The sequence below is a fragment of the Paenibacillus sp. FW101-FHT12H11 genome (genome assembly GCF_058790355.1).
The window spans coordinates 1,186,293-1,208,593 of the sequence record NZ_JBYTCO010000001.1 but is presented as its reverse complement, the minus strand read 5'-3'; the positions used below and the strand labels follow the sequence as shown (position 1 = coordinate 1,208,593).

At 45.6% G+C, this 22,301-nt stretch carries 22 protein-coding genes and 1 riboswitch; of the genes, 7 read left to right on the top strand and 15 right to left on the bottom strand.

Annotation, left to right across the window (positions count from 1 at the left end; genetic code table 11):
* Positions 1-15 precede the first annotated feature (15 nt).
* Positions 16-2,490, bottom strand: a complete 2,475-nt coding sequence (locus AC3WTJ_RS05055) for an FxLYD domain-containing protein (protein WP_492520854.1) — start codon at positions 2,488-2,490, stop codon at positions 16-18.
* A 550-nt stretch (positions 2,491-3,040) separates the two neighbouring features.
* On the opposite strand from AC3WTJ_RS05055, the gene AC3WTJ_RS05050 reads away from it, so the two are divergent.
* Entirely contained in the window at positions 3,041-3,430 is a 390-nt protein-coding gene (locus AC3WTJ_RS05050; RefSeq protein ID WP_492520853.1) for a hypothetical protein, read from the top strand.
* A 140-nt stretch (positions 3,431-3,570) separates the two neighbouring features.
* Here AC3WTJ_RS05050 and AC3WTJ_RS05045 read toward each other — a convergent pair whose 3' ends face one another.
* The 3 genes from AC3WTJ_RS05045 to AC3WTJ_RS05035 form a co-directional block, all read right to left on the bottom strand.
* Positions 3,571-4,602: a PAS domain-containing sensor histidine kinase gene (locus AC3WTJ_RS05045; protein ID WP_492520980.1), complete on the bottom strand. Its 1,032-nt coding sequence runs from the start codon at positions 4,600-4,602 to the stop codon at positions 3,571-3,573.
* A gap of 7 nt (positions 4,603-4,609) precedes the next feature.
* The gene (locus AC3WTJ_RS05040; RefSeq protein WP_492520852.1) at positions 4,610-5,263 is read right to left on the bottom strand and encodes a response regulator; all 654 of its coding nucleotides are present in this window, start codon (positions 5,261-5,263) and stop codon (positions 4,610-4,612) included.
* Between the two features lie 89 nt (positions 5,264-5,352).
* The gene (locus AC3WTJ_RS05035; RefSeq protein ID WP_492520851.1) at positions 5,353-5,820 is read right to left on the bottom strand and encodes a GAF domain-containing protein; all 468 of its coding nucleotides are present in this window, start codon (positions 5,818-5,820) and stop codon (positions 5,353-5,355) included.
* Between the two features lie 203 nt (positions 5,821-6,023).
* Here AC3WTJ_RS05035 and AC3WTJ_RS05030 point away from each other — a divergent pair, with 203 nt between their 5' ends.
* Positions 6,024-6,704: a Crp/Fnr family transcriptional regulator gene (locus AC3WTJ_RS05030; protein ID WP_492520850.1), complete on the top strand. Its 681-nt coding sequence runs from the start codon at positions 6,024-6,026 to the stop codon at positions 6,702-6,704.
* A 28-nt stretch (positions 6,705-6,732) separates the two neighbouring features.
* Here the strand turns inward: AC3WTJ_RS05030 and AC3WTJ_RS05025 are convergent, their stop codons facing one another.
* The 8 genes from AC3WTJ_RS05025 to AC3WTJ_RS04990 form a co-directional block, all read right to left on the bottom strand.
* The gene (locus AC3WTJ_RS05025; RefSeq protein WP_492520849.1) at positions 6,733-7,275 is read right to left on the bottom strand and encodes a hemerythrin domain-containing protein; all 543 of its coding nucleotides are present in this window, start codon (positions 7,273-7,275) and stop codon (positions 6,733-6,735) included.
* Between the two features lie 109 nt (positions 7,276-7,384).
* Positions 7,385-7,909: a DoxX family membrane protein gene (locus tag AC3WTJ_RS05020; RefSeq protein ID WP_492520848.1), complete on the bottom strand. Its 525-nt coding sequence runs from the start codon at positions 7,907-7,909 to the stop codon at positions 7,385-7,387.
* 153 nt (positions 7,910-8,062) lie between these two features.
* The gene (locus tag AC3WTJ_RS05015) at positions 8,063-8,845 is read right to left on the bottom strand and encodes a carbohydrate ABC transporter permease (RefSeq protein WP_492520979.1); all 783 of its coding nucleotides are present in this window, start codon (positions 8,843-8,845) and stop codon (positions 8,063-8,065) included.
* Between the two features lie 129 nt (positions 8,846-8,974).
* The gene (locus AC3WTJ_RS05010) at positions 8,975-9,847 is read right to left on the bottom strand and encodes a carbohydrate ABC transporter permease (protein WP_407868382.1); all 873 of its coding nucleotides are present in this window, start codon (positions 9,845-9,847) and stop codon (positions 8,975-8,977) included.
* Position 9,848: 1 nt separating this feature from the next.
* Entirely contained in the window at positions 9,849-10,928 is a 1,080-nt protein-coding gene (locus AC3WTJ_RS05005) for an ABC transporter ATP-binding protein (protein ID WP_492520847.1), read from the bottom strand.
* 21 nt (positions 10,929-10,949) lie between these two features.
* On the bottom strand, positions 10,950-12,263 hold the full coding sequence (locus AC3WTJ_RS05000; RefSeq protein ID WP_492520846.1) for an ABC transporter substrate-binding protein: 1,314 nt from the start codon (positions 12,261-12,263) through the stop codon (positions 10,950-10,952).
* 192 nt (positions 12,264-12,455) lie between these two features.
* Entirely contained in the window at positions 12,456-13,088 is a 633-nt protein-coding gene (locus tag AC3WTJ_RS04995; protein WP_407868385.1) for a glycerol-3-phosphate responsive antiterminator, read from the bottom strand.
* Positions 13,089-13,114: 26 nt separating this feature from the next.
* Complete coding sequence (locus tag AC3WTJ_RS04990; protein WP_492520845.1) at positions 13,115-13,957, bottom strand: metallophosphoesterase family protein; 843 nt, start codon at positions 13,955-13,957, stop codon at positions 13,115-13,117.
* A gap of 174 nt (positions 13,958-14,131) precedes the next feature.
* Positions 14,132-14,264, top strand: a riboswitch (SAM riboswitch).
* Positions 14,265-14,362: 98 nt separating this feature from the next.
* On the opposite strand from AC3WTJ_RS04990, the gene AC3WTJ_RS04985 reads away from it, so the two are divergent.
* From AC3WTJ_RS04985 to msrA, 3 genes are all read left to right on the top strand, one after another.
* Positions 14,363-14,863 carry a hypothetical protein gene (locus AC3WTJ_RS04985; protein WP_492520844.1) on the top strand — a complete coding sequence of 167 codons (501 nt, stop codon included), beginning with the start codon at positions 14,363-14,365 and terminating at the stop codon, positions 14,861-14,863.
* 65 nt (positions 14,864-14,928) lie between these two features.
* Positions 14,929-16,311, top strand: a complete 1,383-nt coding sequence (locus AC3WTJ_RS04980; protein WP_492520843.1) for an MFS transporter — start codon at positions 14,929-14,931, stop codon at positions 16,309-16,311.
* Between the two features lie 13 nt (positions 16,312-16,324).
* A complete protein-coding gene (gene msrA / locus AC3WTJ_RS04975) occupies positions 16,325-16,960 on the top strand; it encodes a peptide-methionine (S)-S-oxide reductase MsrA (RefSeq protein WP_492520842.1) in 636 nt (211 codons plus the stop codon).
* Positions 16,961-17,005: 45 nt separating this feature from the next.
* Here msrA and AC3WTJ_RS04970 read toward each other — a convergent pair whose 3' ends face one another.
* A complete protein-coding gene (locus AC3WTJ_RS04970; RefSeq protein ID WP_492520841.1) occupies positions 17,006-17,533 on the bottom strand; it encodes a DUF2569 family protein in 528 nt (175 codons plus the stop codon).
* 335 nt (positions 17,534-17,868) lie between these two features.
* Entirely contained in the window at positions 17,869-18,540 is a 672-nt protein-coding gene (locus AC3WTJ_RS04965; protein ID WP_492520840.1) for a cupin domain-containing protein, read from the bottom strand.
* Between the two features lie 206 nt (positions 18,541-18,746).
* Here AC3WTJ_RS04965 and spoVB point away from each other — a divergent pair, with 206 nt between their 5' ends.
* Complete coding sequence (spoVB, locus tag AC3WTJ_RS04960) at positions 18,747-20,297, top strand: stage V sporulation protein B (RefSeq protein WP_492520839.1); 1,551 nt, start codon at positions 18,747-18,749, stop codon at positions 20,295-20,297.
* Positions 20,298-20,342: 45 nt separating this feature from the next.
* Here the strand turns inward: spoVB and AC3WTJ_RS04955 are convergent, their stop codons facing one another.
* Positions 20,343-21,629 carry a S1C family serine protease gene (locus AC3WTJ_RS04955; protein WP_492520838.1) on the bottom strand — a complete coding sequence of 429 codons (1,287 nt, stop codon included), beginning with the start codon at positions 21,627-21,629 and terminating at the stop codon, positions 20,343-20,345.
* 298 nt (positions 21,630-21,927) lie between these two features.
* Here AC3WTJ_RS04955 and AC3WTJ_RS04950 point away from each other — a divergent pair, with 298 nt between their 5' ends.
* On the top strand, positions 21,928-22,275 hold the full coding sequence (locus tag AC3WTJ_RS04950; RefSeq protein WP_492520978.1) for a VOC family protein: 348 nt from the start codon (positions 21,928-21,930) through the stop codon (positions 22,273-22,275).
* Positions 22,276-22,301 lie beyond the last annotated feature (26 nt).

The following is a 22,301-nucleotide window of genomic DNA, read 5'->3' as shown; positions in this document are numbered from 1 at the left end:
CCTCCTAATCAATAATTACTGCACGACGAGCTCCTCAGCGAGCGGGCTTTGTCCGACAATGTTATTCGAGCTGTCCCAAATGAATACTTTGACTTTATAATTCGTGACTTCAGCCGGAAGCGTGAATCCAGCGCCTAAAGTCCTTGTTTCTCCAGGCTTAAGCTCCGCAACCGAAGAGGCAAAATCAATCATCGCATTGTCGGCATTATACAGAACAAACCATAACGTAAGCTGTTTATCTGCCCCCGTTGTGTTGACGACTTTCTTTTCGGCATAGATATCCTTTGAAGGCTCTAGCGTATGTACAAGATTTCCTTTCATATCATGGATTGCACCTTGTCCTGCCCAGAATATGTAAGCAATTGTGTAACTGGCTTTATTGGTATTACCAGCTAAATCGACAGTAGAAACTTCTATTGCGTTATTTCCCTCTTGTAAAGTTAATGGATATGAGAAAAACGCATCTGCTTGCTGATAAACAGCATCGACAACACTCTCGCCATTTAATTTAATGGTTAATCTTGCTGCTTTACTTAACGAGCCTGTAAGCGTATAGACGGCATCTCTAACTGTGGTAGGAGGCGTTGCAATGCGAATATCGGGAATAATACTGTCCTGATTGATTGTGGCATCGACACGATCGAAGAACGTTGATTTATCACGTTTTGCATAAACTTCAAATAAATTGGCACCGGGTACCAGGTTTACATTCAATTCGAAGTTCCCTCCGTTAATAAATCCATTGTTCGGAAGCGTAATAGGCGTTTTATTTTGATACACCGATAAATAGACACTCTCGCTAACTGAACCAGTTAAAGCATACGCGGATGTATTGACCCATTCCGTCACTGGATTTAGCTTCAATCCCGTTGTGGCTCTTTCTACCATTGCAAAATAGCCGGCGTTCTGGGACAGATCGAAATTGGCGTAATCGTTATAGCCCAGCAGCACGGAAGAACCGGCGGCAAAATTCTTTTTATAAATATTAAATGTGTATCCCGATGTCGCACCTGTCATCTTAATCACATCACCGGTGTTGGTCCAATCGGCCAGCCATGCGGGCAGGATTGCGTTTTTATCCATGGCCACATAGACGGTCGCTTTGTCCTTCGCATTGAAGCCGATGATCTGATTTTGTACGGCACCATCAGCGCCCAAGGGGTATCTCATCACGTCCTTGTGCGTGGTAACGATTCGTTCCATGCTTGCATATTTACTTGGAATTTCTGCGAACTGGATTAAGGTATTATCTGCAAATGGATAGTCTCCTATCGTCGATCCCGCTTGCAGCTTCCACATATATCCATAATAATTCGCATAGGACGTGAGTTCCCCAACCACGCTTGTATCCGGTGTCGGGAGCGGTGTTGTTGCATAAGGCGTACCATCAAATTCCGTTATTTTACTTTCAAAATCTCTTGGCACGCCATTGTTGTACACACCTGATTCATCGCGTGTAACAACAGATAAGCCTAACGTATACGGTTGACCATTTACTAATGGTGTAGATGCGGATTTCGTTATATCGTAATAGGCGTTAATATCGGAAGCCGGAATAAGATTGGTTCCCGTATAATCTTTATACAAGGTTGTCGCATTCCCGATCGGCCTCCAATCCGATTCGCCCTTCAGCTTAATGCGAAGCCGGTACTTTGATGCATAGGCATAGTGCTCCGATGTCCACATGACGCGCGAATTACGCGATCCGGAAGTAACGATTTTCGGTGCCGGTGGCTCAGGCATGAAGGGTGAATGAGTGACTCTAACGCCTCGAATCCAAAGATCCCCGGAAGTGCCGGGCGCAGCAATAACCAATCTCCTGAGATTGTAGATAGGGAGACTTTTGTTCATATTGTTGCGGGCTTGCACAATATTCCCATCGTAGTACAAGCTGTATTTTTGGGAAACTGTATTAAAATCCAAGCGAATGGTATGCCATTCTCCTAGCTCATACGCACCTAACGAACCTGAAGGCGCTGTCGATAAAAGGTAGCCCAAACCTTTACTCGCCGTCACACCTGCTCCAACCAGGAACGTTGTGCCGGATGATGGAAAAAACTGAATGATGCGATCATCCTTTTTCGTACCGGTTTGCATGAACGTAATTTCCGTAGAAATTGTTCCTGTGTAGGGCTCTCCGAAGGTCTTGCTGATTTGAAATTCATTTCTTAATGCTCCATCCGTAACAATACCATTTGCTTTCAGATGAAGAGCTCGAGTCCCTGTATAGGGATCTGCTTCAATGACGGCCGAAGCCGAGCCTGACGTATAGGAGGAGTAATCGAATCCAAGATCGGAGCCTGTTAATCCTAGAGGCGTGGTAGTAAAGTCTTTATCAAAAACCGAAACGGGTTCATAACTATTATCCGTGACTGAAGAACTTCCGCTTTCCGCTGATACCGTCGGAACGTTATCAGGGCAGATCATGAGCACATTGAAAAGCAGCGCTAAGATTAACACTAGCGAAATCTGATTACCCTTTTTACGCAAGAGAATCGACACCTCCATGGCATATTTTCGATTGGCCAGTCTAAGAACATCTTTCCTTACGAGTTGGACAATGAGCGGGCTAACATCACCCCCTTCACAGAAAATAGGAATGGCATATATGTGGATCAGCAGTTTCCAACCGGCTCGGTGTCGCCGACGCATGGCGGAGGTCAAAACCCCACGAAACCTCAGGTTTTTGGTAACGTTTTCATGAAATTCGGAAGTATATGTACGAGGTAATAACAAAGAAGGGGCTTCTACTTTCATTAAAGATACTCCAATTATTGAAATTAATAATGGGGGATTCCATCCATAATCATAGACGATTCGATCAAAAAGTGAGTTAGCTGGAGAGATGTTTCTGAGGGTACTTTTAACAGCCCTAATATTGGCCAAGGCCTCCTCTATGTTGCACTTTGTGCAGCATAGAGGCCTCGAATCGGCAGCTGCCGCCTTCTACGTTGTACTCTGTGCAACGATTCGGGCAGGATAGCGCAGTTTTCGCGCTATTTGGGTTGAAATCATTGTACTTTGTGCAATGAAGATCGGGGTGCTGGGGTTAAAAGCTGTTTTATGTTGTACAGAGTACAACATAAACAAAGGGGCGAGGTTCCCTGGCACAGGCGGGCGGGCTGAGCGGATTGGTTACTTGACGCGAGATAGGCTTGAGGAGCGGATTGGTCACTTGGTGCGAGGCGGGCAGGCTGAGCGGATTAGTTACTTGACGCGAGGCGGGCAGGCTGAGCAGATTAGTCACTTGACGCGAGGCAGTCATGCTGAGCAGATTAGTCACTTGGCGCGAGGCAGTCATGCTGAGCAGATTAGTCACTTGGCGCGAGGCAGTCATGCTGAGCAAATAAGTCACTTGGAGCAGGCGTGCAGGCTGAGAATGGGAACTGGAGTTCGCTATTCGGAGAAAAACGTGCATTTTTCCATCTGAGCAGAACTACAAGATCTTATTTCTCCGCCATAGCTCGTTTTTCAGCTAAAACCAGAGAAATAGAGGCTTGTAGTTCCCCTCGCCTGTGAAAAACATGCCCTTTCCGAGAAATAAGGGACTGTAGTTCCCCCGCAGTTAAATCAATCGACCTTACGGGGAATAGTTAACCGCACTCTCGTGCCTTTCCCCATTTCAGAGAGAATATCCAGCTTGCCTCCGATACTTTTTGCTCTTTCCTCCATGCTAAAAAGGCCAACGCCTTTAGAATTCCGTCCGCTTTCGAAGCCTTTTCCCTTATCCGAGATCTCCACTTCTACAGCTGATTCCTTCTCGTGGACAAGGACACTAGCCTCCGACACATCCGCATATTTCGCAATGTTAGTAAGAGCCTCCTGAATAACCCTATAGATCGTAGTCTCCTCTAGCGCCCCTAATCTCTTACGTAAATTGCTATCCAGTTTCACTCGAATGCCATAGTGATCCGTGTAGTTCTCGATATGCGTGCGAATCGCAGGAACAACGCCGAGATCATCCAAAACGGATGGCCGAATTTTCCACGCCAGACTGCGCACCTCTTCGATGATGGCTGAAACATTTTGCCGGAGATGCCCTATCTCGGATTCCGGTTCGTCTCCAATGAGCCGGTCCATTTGGATCAACAAAGAGAACAGGCTTTGACCAATGCCATCATGCAATTCTCGCGAGAATTTCCTGCGTTCCTCCTCTTGAATCTGCATGACCTGCGACATCATCAGCTGCAGCTCTTCCTCTACCCGCTTCAATTGCGTTACTTCATTACGGATCGCTAAGTATTGATAAGCCCGGCCTTGTTCATCCACAAAAGGGACAATCGTCGTATCGACCCAATAAAATGTACCGTCTTTCGCTCTATTTTTGATCTCACCGTGCCAGACTTTGCCTGCAGAAATCGTTGCCCATAAATCCGCCATGAACGCTTTATCATGATAACCGGAATTAATAATCCGATGGTCTTTGCCAAGGAGTTCAGACCTGGCATATTGCGAGATTTTACAGAACTTATCATTGACATAAAGAATCTTGCCTTTGGCATCCGTACCAGCAACGATGGAAGACTCATCAAGAGCAAACTTCACATCGGATAGCTGCTTGAGGGATTGTTTCAAGTCCTGCAATAGCTCCGATTCCGGCATATGCTCCTTATTCAAAGTTCAACAGCCCCTTCTTAGCCGCATATTTCACTAATTCCGGGCGTGTTTTTAACCCTAACTTTTCCATGACATTGCTTTTATGAGATTCCACCGTCTTTACACTAATTACCAATTGCTCTGCAATTTCTTTATTGGAGAAACCTTTCGCAATACGTGCCAAAACTTCTCTTTCACGCTCGGAAAGCGATTCATACGGGCCGGAATTCTCCCCGCTCTTCATGCGCTCCATGTATTCGTTCATCAGCCTTTTGGTAGCCGTCGGATATAAATAAGCATTTCCTGCCGCAACGGAGCGAATGGCTGTCAATAACTCTTCATGCGGAGCGCTTTTCAAAATATAACCGGACGCCCCAACGTGTATAGCCCTGAACAAGTATTCATCGTCATCATGCATCGTAAGAATTAAAATCGCCATGTCTGGCATTAATTGCTTTAATTTTTCAGTTGCAGTAAGTCCGTCCATACCTGGAGGCATGCTTAGATCCATTAACACGACATCCGGCATAAGCATCCGGGCGGCCTGAATGCCTTCTTCACCAGCGGCAGCTTCGCCGACCACTTCCATATCATGCTTGCCGTTTAGCAGCATAACAAGCCCCGATCTTACGATGGCATGGTCATCCACAACCAGAATCTTTAGCATTTCCTTCCCCCTTTCAGCGGCTACTCCGCGGTTTAAGCCTCATTTCCTTTTCCCATCATAACAAAAAAAGCCTCATCCAGAAACGCCATTCATCGCGAGGCTTCCTCGCAAGGTCTCTCTATATAGGTTACTAACCTTTCGAGGTTATCCAGAATGGCTTTTATCTCGTTTTCTTCATAGCCCTGATCCGTGCGTCTTCCAATAAAAAGCAGTCCCTTCATCCCCGTAGAAGTAGAAGGACCCCTGATGAGCGGGAATGCGGCAGCAGTCTGCAATTGCTCGGCAAGCATGACGGGGCATTCGCGCCTTTCTTGCGCTGCTCTCGGATTGGCCGCATCGAGTTTAACCCATCTGCCCAGCCGCAAGGCTGCGCCCGCGAGCCCTTCCCCCATTTTTATGGCCATTTGCTGACAGCGATCATTTTTGTTTCCCAATATGTACATCCAACGCTTACGCGCTGGTTGATCGACGAAAGGAGCCAATGCGACGAAATCGCTTGACGTCATATCTCGAAGTCGTGTTAAAACCTCCATGATGTTCACTTGACCGGTTGCCATTATACCACTTCCAATCTTTATGAATCCGTACGAAATCGCTTCTACTACCATTGTAGACGGTTCCATCCTACTTGTCTGTCAGGGAAAACCCTGACTTCGGTATCAGGAAAAGAGTTCATAAATCAGTGAATCTCCTGATAAACAAAAGTGTTAAAAAAGACTATCATGAAGATAGCCAAAAACCGTGGAGGAGCTGATCCACTATGATGAAATTTTTCTCTGAGACTAATTTAGATAGATTGAAAAACGCTATGCAGATGAAGCTGGCCAAAAAAGGCGAGTACCTGTTCTGGGAAAGTGAACCAGCAGACCGATTGTTCTACGTCTTCCAAGGCGGAGTCCGCATCACCAAAACATCAGAAACAGGCAAAAACCTCATCTTGCATTTGCATCAAACAGGTGACTTATTCGGGCAAATAGACCCCTTTCAGAATTCCGTGCAAAACTTCAGTGCCGAAGTTACCGCTGACTGCAAAGTTGGGGTCATCATGCGCAAAGACTTGGAGAACCTGCTGCAGCAGCACGGTGATCTGGCTATTGAATTCATGAAATGGATGGGGCTCATGCACCGGATGACCGAAACCAAATTTCGCGATTTAATGATGTATGGGAAGCCCGGGGCGCTTTGTTCTTTGTTAATAAGACTTAGTAACTCCTATGGAGTTCCTTCAGGCGAACATACCTTGATCAATTATAAGCTTAGCAACACAGAAATGGCGGATATGATTGGTTCTACACGCGAAGGTGTCAACCGGATGTTAAGCGAAATGAGGAAAGAAGATGCGATTACCTATCGCAATGGTCAAATTGTTATTAAAAATGTAGACTATCTGCGAAATATTTGTCATTGTGAAAACTGTCCGTTAGAAATATGCAGAATGTAATAGCCCCAATCTCCTCGCCACATATCTCCTATGAAAAGAAGGATTCCAGATCCATTAGCACCCTATCCGTTAAAGGCAGAACAAACTGTTCTTCCATGGTGAGATGATCATTTAATATCAAACACGCCTGCAGGAGGTATGAGGCCGTTTCGGTTAACTGTTTTTTATTGAAAATAGGCGTTATATCGACAACGGCCTCCTTGAACGAATGAAGAAATGAAACTCCCAATTGATGATCTTTTTCCAGAACCCAAAAGGATGGCATAATCGTAGGCGCTTGCTGACTATGAAAGTAGTTGATCAGGAAAGGGTACAACTCCTGTTCTTCCCACGCGGCATGCCGCTCCAAGTCCTCCTCGAAATGCGCTGCCTTCAGTCTTAAATCTTGAAGAATGTGCATGCCTTCCGCCGTATCATCGATCCAGCTCACTTCTTTGGCACTCGCTTCGAGATTCCGTAATTGTCTGCGCAATTGTTCATGTTCATCGGCCAAACGGTCCGTTGCATAAGCAAGTTTGGCCGGATTCGAAGAAGCGAGTCCGATAGGGCGACTTCCCACATTAACCTCCATGCCTGATCCCTCCCAAGTTATTTATACGAAAGCACCTGATCTTCTCTCCATCTATGAGTGGAAGAACAGGCGCTTTGCTGAATTTTGTTCATTTGATTCTACCCTCATGTTATCTAAGCTTAAATGTTAAATGAAACCTGTTAACGATCTTATCGAACCATTTGTGCAAATACGGTAAGATTAAGTGATCTACCCCAAATTTCCCTGCATTGGCACCAGCTGCAATGACAATGAAACCAAGCAGCACTAACCAAGGATTCGTGCTAACTGTTCCTGCGAACATATACATGAAGTTCATGATTAGTCCGAAGAAAATCGCTGTTGTTGTCAGAGCTCCCAACAGAAGCCCCAATCCGACCAATAATTCTCCCCAAGGAATGACTACATTGAAGATGCCAACATGCGGCAGCGCGAAGTTTTTCAAGAAAGCTACAAAGTTGCCATAGACTAAATCCGTTGTACCTGTCTCAAGAACCGGCTTCGCAATCGCACCTTTCAAGTAGCCTGTAGCGTCAAATGCCTTTTCGCCGGTTATTTTGTGCCATCCGGCTACCATCCATGCCCACCCTACATACAACCGAACGAGTGTCAATAACATTGCTGCGTACTTATTCTCTCTGAGCCACTTCATCATCCGAACCATCTCCTTTTTCTTTTATGCTTTTATTGTAGCTTTTAGAAAAAGAGATGTATGTGATAAAAATCACATGTTCATCGATTTCAAAAGAAAAAGGCATGATCCCAATTGATCACGCCTCCCTCGCCATCCTATCTAATTTTCAACGGATTATTTGACCCCTGTGTACACGAAAGCCCGAATAATATGTTTTTGGGCAAAAAAGAAGGCAATGAGAATCGGCGTTACCAGAATCATATTCCCCGCCATAAGCACGTTCCAATTCGCGACCCCTTCTTCTTCCCGGATCTTGGCAATCCCTAGGGGCAGCGTCCGCGCAACATCGTCTGTCGTCATAACAAGCGGCCAGAAATAATCGTTCCAATGCGCGATAAAGCTGAACAAAGCAAAGGTCGCCAGCACCGGCTTCGCCATAGGCACCATTAATTTCATAATAATTTGCCACTCTTTGGCGCTGTCGAGCCGCGCTGCTTCAATCAATTCTTCCTGCACTTGTTTAAACGATTGCCGCAGGAGGAAAATGCCGAAGGCGCTGGACGCGAAGGGAAGAATAAGAGCAAGATGCGTATTCAGCAGCTTCCAAGCGCTCAACTGTAAATAAACAGGCAAGAAAATTAATTGCGACGGGATCATTAAAGTCACCATCACCATGCCGAATAAAATTCCCGACGCTTTAAACTTATAGCGAGCAAAGGCATAAGCCGCTGGAATAATCGTAAGCATCTGCAAAACGAGAATACTGATCGAGATGATGATACTGTTCGAAATATAGTGCAAGAATGGACCTGATCCCCAAGCTTTGGCGTAATTGCTCCAAATGAACTGTTTTGGGATCCAATTTGGCGGAAAAATCATCGTTTCAGGCAGCGTTTTAAGAGAAGTAGAGAGCATCCATATGAATGGCATTGCAAAAATAAGGACTAACGCAATCATGCCAATCACGCTTATTGCACGGGTTATATATTGAAGTATTTTTGATGCAATTTCTTCTTTGCTGTTTACATATAACAACGTGCGATCCGCTTCCATGATCTGTTCAGCTTTCAATGGAGTCACTTCCTTTTATTGATAATGTACACGTTTGGACATCAGTTTAAAGTAGATGATGGTTAGCACGCCGACAATGAACAACAGGATGACTCCCGCCGCAGAGGCGTAACCAATTTTAAAGAACCGGAAACCGTATTCGTATATGTAATAAACAAGGGTATTCGTTGTGTTAACCGGCCCACCTTGCGTCATGATCGCGATCGTCTCGAAAACCTGAAAAGATCCAATCATATTGATGATCACGAGGAAAAAGATGGTAGGCGAAAGCATCGGAAGGATCAATTTGTAAAAAGTCGTCCAAGGTTTGGATCGATCCAGTGCTGCCGCTTCGTAGATGTCCTTCGGTATGCTTTGCAATCCGGCGATAAATACCAGGGTATTGTAGCCAAGCCCCTTCCAGACGGCGACGATAACTAACGAAATCAGAGATGTCTTTTGCGAGGAGAGCCAGGCGAGCTTGGCAAAGCCAAACAAACCGATAAACCAGTTTAATAAACCATACTGCGGGTCCATCACCCAAGCCCAGATCATGGAGATGGATACCCAAGAAACGATATGCGGACTGAAGATCGCTCCTTGCACAAAACTTTGGAACACACCCGTTTTATTCAGCCAAAGCGCCAAAATTAAGGAAAGTCCAATGATGAACGTAACCGTCAAAACGGTATAGATGGATGTGTTGTTTATTACTTGTATAAATTCTTTTTCCGTTAAGAGATCCGTAAAGTTCTGCATCCCGACAAAGTTCTTGTTAGGGCTAATAAAATTCCAATCATACACACTCAGGTACATCATATAAAGGATCGGATAGATAAAAAACAACGAAAACACAGTAATGGCTGGAGCCACCATGGCGTACGGACGCAGTTTTCCCCATATGGTCATATTAAACACCGCCGCCAGCTACAAGGATTTTCTCACGTTGGACATGTCTGGATATGTCGCGAATTCTTTGGCCCTCTAAGTCAAAATAGTAAAGCTGATCATAAGGAATCAATACGTTAATATGATCATTCGTTTCCAAAGCGGTAAGAAAGGTTTTGACGAAAAACGTCCCCATGTGTGAATCGATCTGATAAATATTTTCCGCTCCCAGGCTTTCTCTGGTAATAATTTCACCTTCCACAACAAACCCGTCTGTGCGATCCTTCGGAGACATCACTGCATGTTCAGCCCGGAAACCGATATACCCGATCTCCGAAGCTGCCTCTACCTTTAACCCTTGAACATGGCCATAATCAAAAATATTAATAGCCGGAGTACCGATAAACTGTGCTGTGAAAACATTCACCGGATCGTTATAAAGCTTCAAAGGAGAATCCGACTGCTGAATAACTCCTTTATTCATAACGACGATCTCATCGCCCATCGACATCGCTTCCACTTGATCATGGGTAACATAAACAAATGTGCTGCCCAGCCTTTTATGAAGCTGAATCAACTCCGTTCTCATCTGGTTGCGCAGCTTGGCGTCCAGATTGGAGAGCGGCTCATCCAAAATAAATACCTTTGGTTTCTTGACCATCGCCCGGGCTAACGCCACCCTCTGACGCTGGCCCCCAGATAAGTTTTGCGGCTTTTTGTCCAGATGAGGCGTTAACGCCACAATTTCACAGATATCGCGGATCAAGGTTTCCCGCTCCATTTTGGGTACTTTTCTGTTCTTGAGCCCGAACTCGATATTTTCACGTACGGTCATGGTTGGATATAACGCATAGTTTTGGAAAACCATGGCGACATCCCTAAGCCCAGGCTGCGTATCATTTACACATTTGTCGCCAATCCATATTTGTCCTTCGGTCTGTTTTTCAAGTCCTGCAATCATGCGCAAGGTGGTTGATTTGCCGCAGCCGGATGGGCCGACAAGCACGGTAAATGACCCATCTTTGATCGTCAGATTCAGACCGCTGATAATCGTATCGTCTTTATATTTTTTGCCAATATTGACTAGTTGGATCTTGGCCATACGTTCATCTCCTTACCAGGATTACTTGCTCAACAATTTATTCGCTTTTTCCGCAGCCTCGTTCATGGCATCTTGCGGTTTGACATCTTTTTCAAGGATGGCTTTCGTCATAGCATCAATGATCGTTTTTGAAACTTCAGCGTAGGCATTTGCGTTCGGACGCATGACGGCATACTGTAATTGATCGGAAGCTACTTTGTATTGCGGGAACTCTTTATAGTAGTTTTGCAGCTCATCGCTTTGCAAAGCAGATAGACGGTTAGGCAGGTATCCAACATATTTATGCTGATAGATCGTGTTTTCTTTGGATGTCATGAACTTCACAAACTCCCAAGTCGCTTCTTTTTCAGCATCATTCTGCTTGGACGTGATGGCCAATTGGCATCCGCCTGTTGGAACTCCATACGATTTATTAGCAGGCATAAAGTCGGTTGCCATTACGAAGTTATTTCCTTTCGCAACCTCTAAGCTTGCTGAAACGCCTGCCGTAGATCCGATTTTAAAAGCGGAAATTTGGTTGGTCCAATCTTTCTCAGCGTCAGCACCTGCTGTCTTTCCTACCGTAAACTTGATCAAACCGTCATCGGACATCTTCTTCCAAAACTCTACAGGTGCAACGCCTTCAGGGGAGTTAAATGCAGCTTTTTTCCCGTCCTCGCTTAGTACCTTACCACCGCTTTGAGCAACAAGCGCCTCGTATTCCCAAACGCCAACGGCCATCGTCATCGGTGTCTTCCCTTTTGCTTTCAGAACGCGGGAATATTCCTCTAATTCCTTCCAGTTTTTCGGACCGGCAGGGTCCAAACCGGCATCTTTTAGCATCGTGACATTTTTGTAAAAGATCGGGGTGCTTCTCATAAATGGAATCCCATACAGCTTGCCATCGATATACGCATTCCCCATAAGACCAGGGTTAAAATCCTTAATATTGACTTGTGCCTCATCCCTCGCTGCAAGAGGAGTCAAATCTACAAGCATCCCTGAGCGGGCGAAAATCCCGGTAGAGGCAATCTCGAGGTCAAAAACGGCAGGTGCGTTCCCAGCAGCGAATGCCGCTTGCACTTTCGCATGAAGATCATCGTAGTTGCCTTGGTTTGCTTGCTGAACTTCAATTTTGCTCTGTGACTCATTAAACTTTTTCACCAAGTTCTGTTTGGCTTCTTCAATTTTTCCACCGTTAGCTGTCCAATATTTAATAACGATTTTGCCTTGTGGAGAGGAAGCTGTATTTGCTGAACCCGAAGCCGCCTTGTCTCCCGCACCACCTGTTCCGCATGCTGAAAGCATGATGATTGAACTTACCGCAAGAATCGATACTAATTTTTTCTTAAACATTTGTAGTTCCTCCCAATTTTTTAGTATGAAGCCAAAAAGAAAGAAGCCTAAATCAACCGCCGACTTCAAGTCGGCCGCTAATCAGGCTTCTCCACTACTCCAACCTATTACTATTTACTTGTCTGGCTTCATCATAATCGCCCAGTATTAAATGAGTGTTAAGTAGTTATTAATATTATGAAAATTATTCCATCAACCAATATTCCGAATGATGTTTTCTTCCGTCGTATAGATCTCTCGCCATAAATCCGTTTTCGAAGCAGATACCGCCGTTGCACCGTGTTTAAATCCATCCATAACCTGGCTTCGTTCGTACACCAAACCGCCTGTAATAATGGGAAGGGTCGTGAACTTCTTGATCTCTCCGATCATCTGCGGAATCCGTGCCGGCATGACCTCAATGATGTCCGGCTCCACTTGAGCAAGACTTTTGAATATGTTCTCCACGCCTTCCGTATCGACCAGGAAGAAGCGTTGAATGGCGAGCAAACCCATTTTTTTCGCTGTTTTTACAACATTCGTTTTCGTCGTAATAATGCCGGTTGGTTTAATCACTTTGGCCAAGTAGTCCATGCCATAAGAGTCGGTACTTAAGCCGCCTATTTTCTCCAAATGCAGAAAGACTGGCAGCTGGTGCTTATTGAACAAATCTACATAACCTTTAATGACGCCGATATGACCGGTTAAGAGAAATACGCCGCTTAATTGGTGTTTAAGAGATAAGGCAATTTCGATTTGTTTTGGCTCCTTGATGGAAGCCACCATTCGGTGTGTGCTTAATCTTTCAAAAAACATTCCGCCTTCATCCTGCTTAAGCTTTTTCATCCATCAAGACCTCCTCTGATCAGAAACTATCGTTGTTCCGCTTCTATTCGCAAAGAGACGATGCACGCCCGTTCTGAATCTGTCCCACGTGCGCTGGCATTATGTCTAAAATGTTTCATATTGTTGTATAACATCTCAACATTCCCTGTCAGAGCTGCATCCGTAAAATCAATAGCCGAGATACGAATTTCATCCTGCTCAACGTCCACAATTCGCAGACCATGCTGATCAAGACAAGCAGATAGTTGAACAAACGTCCAATTATTTTGCTTAACAATAGAATCAATGTGCGTATGCCCGTTAAAATAGATCCCTACGCCTTCTTTCTTGCTTAAGATCTTCCACATATCGATGTTTGGGTGAATGGAACCTTTATCTTTATCGGAATTGGTTGTCGTGTTATGTACCGGATGATGAGCAAAAACTAAGACTGGTTTCGTCCCCGATGCCGTTATGACCTCTTCAAACCATGCCAATTGTTCTTCATCGACCCAGCCACCCCAATCCTCAAAATCCATTTCTTTAGCTGTATCCAGGAATACAAGGATGGCTTTCTCGTTTTCTACAGCGTGATAGCGAGGCTGTCCCGTTATTTCGAGAACTTCCCTTCTTGTTTGAGCATACAGATCATGGTTGCCCAAAGCATGGTAGAACGTTCTATCACTTTCACGCAGCAACGCGTACACTTCACGAAGCTCCGAGGAATGCCCGTAATTCGTCAAATCCCCCAGGGAAATATGAGCCTCACCTTCCAATTCTAAAAATCGTCCCAGCAGAGTTTCATAGAATTCATTCCGTGCTTCCAACCAACCTGGAACTGTTTCGTCAATTTCGTGATAATGCAAATCTCCCATTACGACTAGTTTCATAAAGATCGCTCCTTCTTTCACTAAAATTGGATGTCATCTATCCTCATGATAGTTAGCTTGTATTAAATTAATTAACTATTTCATTTATTAATTTTGTAAATATTTGACTCGAATTTTATCCTTGACAACAGAGTGCTTTGTAGTAATATTGAACGTAATCGAATAGGTTGATTTTTCTTATCAAGAGTAGGTGGAGGGACTAGCCCGATGATACCCGGCAACCGACAAACCTTTGTTAACAAAGGAATGCACGGTGCTAATTCTTGCGGAGACGCTGTGTTAGGCTAGCGAATCTGGGAGATAAGAGCGAGGCGATGACTTTGAATTCCTATGACCTTTCTCTGTTTCCGGAGAAGGTCATTTTTGCTTTTTCGAGCTATTACACTTGTTTAAGGATGTGACAAGATGTCAATCACAATGAATGAGAGAATTAGTACGATTGAAACCGCCCAGACTTGCCAGGATCACCCCCCTCTTCAAATCGCTCTGCTGCAAGCAACAGTCAAGATTACCCGCATCGAATGTTTTCGATATGACCATGAGCTTATTAATAAGCTGCAGCTTGGAAACGAAGTCGAACATATCTATGGGCTTCTTGCTATTTCCACAGATGCGGGAGCTGTTGGCTTCAAGGAATTTGCAATCCCTTCTGGAAGCCTGAAGTGCGATTTGACTACGTGGGTTGCTCTATTCCAGCGGATAAAAGGGCTGACTTTGACCGAAAGTATGAACTATACACAATTAAAACAAGGGTCATGGGGACCCGTGAGAAAAGAGTTGATGGAGTCTGCCTTACAGGATCTAATTGAACAAACTGAACCAGTTTCACAACTGCACAAGGATCAAAAATATATCTTGGATCGGGCCTACTTATACAATCATGCGCAAGCGTATATCTCCTTTTAAACATAAATTGGCAATTAAAAATTACTTATGTTAGATTGCAGCACCATTGAAAGGAGTTCATCTTCTTGTCAAATACCGCCAAATCAAACAAAACCGGCCATCTATGGCTCATAACAGCTGTAGCTTTGGGGACACTGCTTAACCCTTTGAACACGACCATGATTTCCGTCGCTTTTTCCAGGCTGCAGGAGGAGTTTCATGTCACGTATGCCTCGATTTCTTGGCTCATTGCAACTTACTATGTGGCTAGTGCCGTCGCACAGCCCGTCATGGGGAAGGTCGGCGATCTATTCGGCCGCAAAAAAATCTTCATGCTCGGACTCGCCCTCATCACCGTTTCCTCCATGCTGGCGCCGCTTTCAACGAGCTTTGGCTGGCTGATGACGTTTCGTGTCATTCAAGCGATCGGCAGTTCCGCCCTATTCCCCAATGGCATGGGCATCATCCGCTCGGTTATCACGACGAATCAGGCGAGAGCGCTAAGTGTCATGTCCGTGTTCTCCTCCACCTCGGCGGCTCTAGGTCCATCGCTCGGAGGATTTTTGATCCAATATAGCGACTGGCCGTCTATTTTTCTTATTAATTTTCCTTTTATCGTCGTGTCATTCGTACTCGCTCTGCGAATGATGCCTAAGGATACACCAAGTAAGAAGGCAGGTGCAGGTTCTTTGGACATAACAGGCATCGTCTTTTTTACTGCGCTGATTTTTAGCTGGCTGTTCTTTTTCCTATCGTTCAAATCCGGTGTCAACTGGCTGCTGCTCCTGCTTAGTCTGGTGCTCAGCGCGGGTTTTTACTGGTATGAAGCCAAGCGAAAGCAGCCGTTTATTGATGTCCTGTTCCTAAAACGGAATGTCGACGTTTGTTTCGTTTATTTGCAATTCATTCTAGTCAATATTGTGTTTTACTCGATTATGTTTGGGATCCCTTCGTATTTGCAGCAGGTACGGCATTACAATGGGCAAGAAGTGGGATTCATCATGCTGTCCATTTCAGGCTTCGGCATCCTCGTCACCCCCCTTGTGGGAAGGTGGATTGACCGTTCCGGTTCGCGAACTCCGCTGCTCGTCGGTACGCTCTTCGTTGTGGCTGGAACCTCCCTGCTGCTAACAATTCACGACAGTTCCACAGCGGTTTGGATTTTTATCTGCTTATCCGTACTTGGCATCAGCAACGGGTTTCAGAATCTCGGGCTGCAGACAGCCCTGTATTCTTACGTTACAACGGCAGAGACCGGCATTGCCTCGGGTATGTTCATGACTTCTCGGTTTATGGGAACCATATTATCTTCGAGCTTGCTCGGAACGGTTTTCAGCACGCAAATCACGACCGCACACTTTCACAGCTTGATTATCGGGTGCGTGATCATCAGCGTGTTGATGCTTCTATTGTCCCTTCGCATGTTTCTTAGAGCGAGAAGCGGTACGGAGCAAGTCCAGTCGCGATAAGGAGATGAGTTTGATGAATAACAGCAACAACCAAACGATAACCCTGGGGATGGGGTGCTTCTGGAGCCCGGATGCCTTGTTCGGGCAGCTGGCCGGCATCACGAGAACACGTGTGGGATTTGCCGGAGGAACGACAGAGAACCCCACATACCGGCAGCTTGGAGACCACTCCGAAACCGTCGAAATGGACTTCGATTCCAACATTGTGAGTTTGGAAGCCATCCTGCACGTGTTCTGGGGCAACCATAATCCGGTCAATATAAATGATTACAAAGGCCGGCAGTACAGATCTTTGGTCTTCTATCGCGATTCCTCACAGTTGGATATCATTCGGAAGGTCATGGTGAACAGCCAGGAACAAGGAAAAGACATGCCGGACACCGAGGTTGCTCCTTTCAGAGGCTTTTACCTTGCTGAGGACAGGCATCAGAAATATTATTTGAAGCGGTATCCCGATGCCATCGGCAAGTTGCGAACTCTTTTTCCGACGGAAGAAGAACTGACCAACGCAACCTTAGCTGCAAGATTAAACGGACTGGCTAAAGGTTATACGAATATGGATAGAATCATCAACGAAATCCGGACATGGCTGATTAGCGGCGAGGAGCAGGAAGAGATCATTCGGCTCATTAGAGGGATAAAATGGTAAGAGGACTAAAGGCAGCCGATCTGGTTAGACGGGCTGCCTTTTCCCTTAATTCGTATATGTATTTTTCACTCGTTTTGAATTGATAAAGTAAGGGATCCAGATTAAACAAGTAACGAATGATTTAACAATATTTCTGCCTTGTTCCCCCATTAGTTCTTGAGTCGCCATTTCCTCAATGGAGTTTGAAATAAAATAATAGCCAACATTAGCAGCAAAGTTAATCAAGTAAAAATATATCGCCATATATTTCAATAGCTTCTTTTTTTTCAACATACAATAACCAATGATGACTGGAAAAATCACATAAAATAAATTCATGGCTGTCTCATAAATGATAATAAAAACATATTTCCAGTTTTCCTCATAGAATTGGGACAACTGTCCACTTTGGTAAACGGGTAGTATCGTATCCAGCAAATAGTAGAAGGAGCTCCCGAAAGTTAATAGGAGGCCTAACGCTACCAAGTAAAGCCAACCGCCAAAACCGTAAGGCTTAACCTTTTCCTCTATGGGTGGCATGATTTCTGTCGTGTTATCCAGTTTTACCGCTAAGTCGTTTTCTGTTTGGGCCATTGAGTCACCTTTCAATCTTTACCGTCTTACCTTTATACTCCCTAAAAAAATAAATGCTGTCAATCAAAAATGTGACAGTGATCACTTCGCTTGCCACCGCTTGGCAACACCTCAAGCCACGTAAGGGAACTGGAGTCCTTTATGTTATAGAAAATCGAGCTGTTTTGTAGCTTGGCGGAACTCAGGCCCTTATTTCTCCGCAATCGCACGATTTTACAGCAAAATTGCATAAATAGAGGAACGTTGTTCCCCTAACAACGGAAATCGTGCTTTTTCTTCGAAATAGCGCCCTCTAGTTCCCTGAAGTGAATGCCGCAAAGAAGCGTCGGCTCCCCCTACCGATTGTAGCCGTTGCCGATGCCCGGAAATGGTGATGGCCGCGACACATATCCTGTATAAGAAGCTTGCGGATGCGGCTCCGGATGCGGCTCCGCTTGCGGTGGGTAAGCATCAGGCCGCGCCTGGCGTTGATGCGAGCAATCGGCTGGCGGCCCAATCGTGACTGTGCTCGTGATTGGAGCTAACGCCTGTGTGATTTGCGATTGATCCAAGCAATACGTATGAGCAAGCATATTTCTCGGCGCCAGTCTGAGGAAGTCGGATACCGCGATGAATTCCGGTACCGGCGCATCGAAGATCGCGAGCAGATGCGTATCGTCTTCGGTAGCCATTTCCCAGTGGAACCACCCCTGCGGAATATTCGCTACCTGACCGGGAGTAATGTTGTAGGTAAGCACCATTTTGGTGAACGGATTCAGGAGGGACACGACCGCTGCGCCTCGAATGCAATAGACCAGCTCCGTTGCGTTCTGATGAACATGCGGCTCGACCACGTTCGCTTTGGATAAATAGATGTCGAGCAAGGATACATTGCCCAACGTATTCAATTGCTGAATACCAAGCGTGTTGATGAAATTGTTCGCGTCCTTAGTGAATGTACGATTGTTCTTCAAATCGTAGAAATATTGGACGTTTGGAGAAGTGAAATCCATATAGGATACAGCCATACGCTCAGCCTCCCGATATTATCATCTTTACTAAACGTATTCCACTTCATCTATACCCATGACAAATGCCCTTCCTCCCCGTCAACTTTCCTTCCATACGGCCCATCGATCCGCAAAAACAACATCAAAACCGGCTTGTTCGCATGCTTTTCCAATTTTTGAATACATTTAACTATTCGATAAACAGAAACAGGAGGACACAAGTCATGTCACAACATGGGCATTCGTTCATGAGAGGTACGCTGGTATTGTCTGTCGCTGCTTTCATCAACCGTATTCTCGGTTTTATCAGCGGCATGTATATCGCGCGTGTACTGGGCGCAGAGGGTATCGGCATCTTGATGATGGCCCATCCGCTTGTCCCGCTCGTCATTACGATTACGGAGTTGGGCTTGCCGGTAGCCATTTCGAAGTTGGTCGCAGAGGCCTCCGCCCGCGGCGAACGAATGAAAGTAAGACGCATTCTGCATGTCTCGCTTGCTGTCACGGGCTTCTTGAGCGTAGCGCTCACGACCATAACGCTGCTTGGATCCGAGTGGATCGCCTCCATTCTCCTAAGCGACCAACGTGCTTATTACGCGATGCTCGCCATTACACCCATTGCGCCGATTGTAGCCGTCTCCGCCGTATTAAAAGGATATTTCCGCGGCATGCAGCGGATGAAGACCATTGCTGCCTCCGATGTGCTAGAGCATACGGTTCAAATCGCCTGCGTGCTAGCGCTGGTCCACTTGTTGCTGCCTTACGGCGTCGCTTATGCCGCCGCAGGAGCAATGGCTGCCTCTGTCATCAGCGAAGCGATCAGCCTCCTCTTCCTGGTGACAAGCTACAAGCTGTTCGGCGAATCCAGGATGCCGGGAGAGACTTGGGCAACCCACCTGAAACAAGGAAAAAGCACGCTCGGCGAGCTGCTGCAGATCGGACTTCCAACCACCGGTCACGGCATAATTCACTCGTTATACAGCACCTTCCAGCCGCTGCTTATCACAACGAGCCTAGCGCTCGCCGGCGTCGGCACGGCGATGGCCACCAAGCAATTCGGCATGCTGGCCGGCTATGCGTTTCCGCTGCTGTTCATGCCAAGCTTTATCACCCAGTCCTTGTCCACCGCGCTCATTCCTGCGATTGGCGAGGCAGCGGCGAACAAGAACAGTCTACTTATCCATGAGCGGATGAATCAGGCTTTGAACTTGGGGCTTCTGATCGGTGCGCCGGCAACCGTGATCCTGTACGAGTGGGCGACTCCGCTAACGACACTTGTCTATCATGCACCCGAGGCAGGATTGCTGCTGAAAATACTAGCGCCAATGTTTTTCCTGCATTATTTCGATGCCCCGCTTCATGCGATTCTGCTCGGACTCGGCCGCGCGCAGGCTACGCTGTGGAATTATGTCATAGCCACCGCATTCAAGGCTGTCACGATCTACATTTTAGGCAGCCAGCTGGGCATTATCGGTGTGGCTTACGGCATCGGTATCGGTATTGTGATGCAGACGGTGCTGAATTTCTTTTCCATCTCCAACTCCATCGGGTTCTATTGGAACATTCGTCCCTATGTCAAAGTTGGGATCAGTATGATGCTGATGGCGATATCCGGACACTTGATTTATCAATATGTGATGACCCATGGCATGCCGCAGGTTTGGTGCGTAACTACTTCTATCGTTTGTTCCTTGCTTCTCTATTTCGCGGCACTCGTATTCACAGGTACGTTGAATTGGAAAAGTTCGCGCCACAGGTTTTCAATTCCCTGGTAAGCGTAGAAAGAGACCCTCAGCGGTTTGCTGGGGGTCTCCATTTTATTAGCTTTGATAACTGGTTGCTGTGTTTTTATCTCCAACTTTAACGATAACATCCTTCTCTTGTCCGTCGCGAGAAATGGTTATTTTCAGTTCATCGCCCACAGACGCGGCTTGCACAGCCTTGGTAATGTCCTCCGTGCTTGAAGATGCTTTACCATTTACGCTTAAAATAACGTCATATTGACGAATGCCCCCTTCAAATGCAGGCGTACCATGCTCTACTTCAGCTACTACGGCACCTTTTGTGCTGTTGATTTTCAAATCTGACAACATATCATCCGTAATATTTTGCAGCGCTACACCAATGTAAGGTGCTGGCTCTTTGGGAATCGTTTCGTTATTTTTCAACTTATCCACAACCGAACTGAACGTGCTTGATGGAATGGCAAAACCGATTCCTTGCGCTTCAGAGTTAACAGCCGTATTAATACCGATAACTTCCCCATTCAAGTTTAAAAGCGGACCGCCAGAGTTCCCAGGATTGATCGCTGTATCGGTTTGTAATAAATGCTTATAGTTTCTAGTCCCTTGGGTATCATCAATGCTGATCTCACGCTCTTTGGCGCTTAGGACGCCTGTCGTTACGGAGTAATCGAAGTCATACGGGTTGCCGATCGCAACTAACCAATCGCCTACTTCCGTATTGTCGGAACTGCCTATTTTCAATGCTGGAAATTCTTTGTCCCCTTGAATCTGAAGGACTGCCAAGTCTAGATCATAACTGCTTCCTAGAAGTTTTGCTGTAAAAGGTGTGTCGTACCCTTGGACATAGACGCTAATTTCGTCCGCGCCGTCGATGACATGCTCATTCGTTAAAATATATCCATTCGAGTCAAAGATAAAGCCCGATCCAATCCCATTTTCAATGGTATCCCCACTTTGGGTACCTTGTTGGAATGGGTTTCTTCTATTTTGCCCCGTATTCGTCTGCTTTACTTTCGTCTCAATTTTGACAATTGCCGGACTCGCGGATTTTGCAATGGCTGATACGCTATTATTCCCTGTTGGTGATAATGACGCCGTTTGGACATTGGCTGCTGTTGAATTAGCGGCTGCAGCAACGCTTGATGGCGTGGACTCAGCATCATATCCAAACAAATTCAACTTATCGGATGTGAACATCAAACCGCCAATAACGACCGCGCCGGCCATAAAAGCTGCAAACATGGATTTAAATTTAGGATTCCCTATTTTATTATCAACCTTTATACCCTTTACTTCGATCATATCATTGACATCATTCATATCGTTCATATCTTTCATATTATCTTTCATATCTTCATTCATGTGATTACCACCTTTCGAGTGCTAGTTAATTGAATTAATGTTGATAGTTGAAGTATAGGACGCGAACCTGAAATGAGACTTAAGTTGGGCTGATAGGCATATGAAAGTTAACTGAAAAAATGCTGAAAGCTGGAAGCTCTCCTCGCTGAAAATTTCAAGCATTAGCTCCTTTTCTTTGGATAACAATACGGTTATCAACCCTCAAACAACCACACGGGAAAAAGGAACTTGCTAGTGCATCTCGAATATCTACAGTAATCGGAAAGACAAATATGATGATAGACAGGAGTTAGCTATGATGATCAAAGGTTTTGGAGGCATTTTTTGGAGAACTAAAAATCTTGAGGTTATAAAAAAATGGTACAGTGACGTGCTGAAAATTGAAATCGGAGATTGGAACGGGACGATCATACAACCTCAATCCGGCAATGAAACGATCTTTTCATTCTTTACCGAAGATAGCGGCTATTTTCCAAAAGAACAGCAAGTCATGTTAAATTTCCAAGTCTATGATCTGGACGAGATGATTCAGCATCTTGAACAAATCGGTGTACCTCTGGCCAAGAACAAAGAAGTCGGTGACTATGGCAAGTTTGCTTGGATCGAAGATCCGGAAGGCCGGCTGATCGAGCTTTGGGAGAAATAAGCCTTTAAAGCCAAAAAGCCTCTAGA

Bases quoted from the DNA above. Each gene is read 5' to 3' on its own strand.
- AC3WTJ_RS05045 (WP_492520980.1), bottom strand. From the start codon at position 4,602: ATGCCGGAATCGGAGCTATTGCAGGACTTGAAACAATCCCTCAAGCAG.
- AC3WTJ_RS05040 (WP_492520852.1), bottom strand. From the start codon at position 5,263: ATGCTAAAGATTCTGGTTGTGGATGACCATGCCATCGTAAGATCGGGG.
- AC3WTJ_RS05035 (WP_492520851.1), bottom strand. From the start codon at position 5,820: ATGGCAACCGGTCAAGTGAACATCATGGAGGTTTTAACACGACTTCGA.
- AC3WTJ_RS05030 (WP_492520850.1), top strand. From the start codon at position 6,024: ATGATGAAATTTTTCTCTGAGACTAATTTAGATAGATTGAAAAACGCT.
- AC3WTJ_RS05025 (WP_492520849.1), bottom strand. From the start codon at position 7,275: ATGGAGGTTAATGTGGGAAGTCGCCCTATCGGACTCGCTTCTTCGAAT.
- AC3WTJ_RS05020 (WP_492520848.1), bottom strand. From the start codon at position 7,909: ATGATGAAGTGGCTCAGAGAGAATAAGTACGCAGCAATGTTATTGACA.
- AC3WTJ_RS05015 (WP_492520979.1), bottom strand. From the start codon at position 8,845: ATGATTGCGTTAGTCCTTATTTTTGCAATGCCATTCATATGGATGCTC.
- AC3WTJ_RS05010 (WP_407868382.1), bottom strand. From the start codon at position 9,847: ATGACCATATGGGGAAAACTGCGTCCGTACGCCATGGTGGCTCCAGCC.
- AC3WTJ_RS05005 (WP_492520847.1), bottom strand. From the start codon at position 10,928: ATGGCCAAGATCCAACTAGTCAATATTGGCAAAAAATATAAAGACGAT.
- AC3WTJ_RS05000 (WP_492520846.1), bottom strand. From the start codon at position 12,263: ATGTTTAAGAAAAAATTAGTATCGATTCTTGCGGTAAGTTCAATCATC.
- AC3WTJ_RS04995 (WP_407868385.1), bottom strand. From the start codon at position 13,088: ATGAAAAAGCTTAAGCAGGATGAAGGCGGAATGTTTTTTGAAAGATTA.
- AC3WTJ_RS04990 (WP_492520845.1), bottom strand. From the start codon at position 13,957: ATGAAACTAGTCGTAATGGGAGATTTGCATTATCACGAAATTGACGAA.
- AC3WTJ_RS04985 (WP_492520844.1), top strand. From the start codon at position 14,363: ATGTCAATCACAATGAATGAGAGAATTAGTACGATTGAAACCGCCCAG.
- msrA (WP_492520842.1), top strand. From the start codon at position 16,325: ATGAATAACAGCAACAACCAAACGATAACCCTGGGGATGGGGTGCTTC.
- AC3WTJ_RS04970 (WP_492520841.1), bottom strand. From the start codon at position 17,533: ATGGCCCAAACAGAAAACGACTTAGCGGTAAAACTGGATAACACGACA.
- AC3WTJ_RS04965 (WP_492520840.1), bottom strand. From the start codon at position 18,540: ATGGCTGTATCCTATATGGATTTCACTTCTCCAAACGTCCAATATTTC.
- spoVB (WP_492520839.1), top strand. From the start codon at position 18,747: ATGTCACAACATGGGCATTCGTTCATGAGAGGTACGCTGGTATTGTCT.
- AC3WTJ_RS04955 (WP_492520838.1), bottom strand. From the start codon at position 21,629: ATGAATGAAGATATGAAAGATAATATGAAAGATATGAACGATATGAAT.
- AC3WTJ_RS04950 (WP_492520978.1), top strand. From the start codon at position 21,928: ATGATCAAAGGTTTTGGAGGCATTTTTTGGAGAACTAAAAATCTTGAG.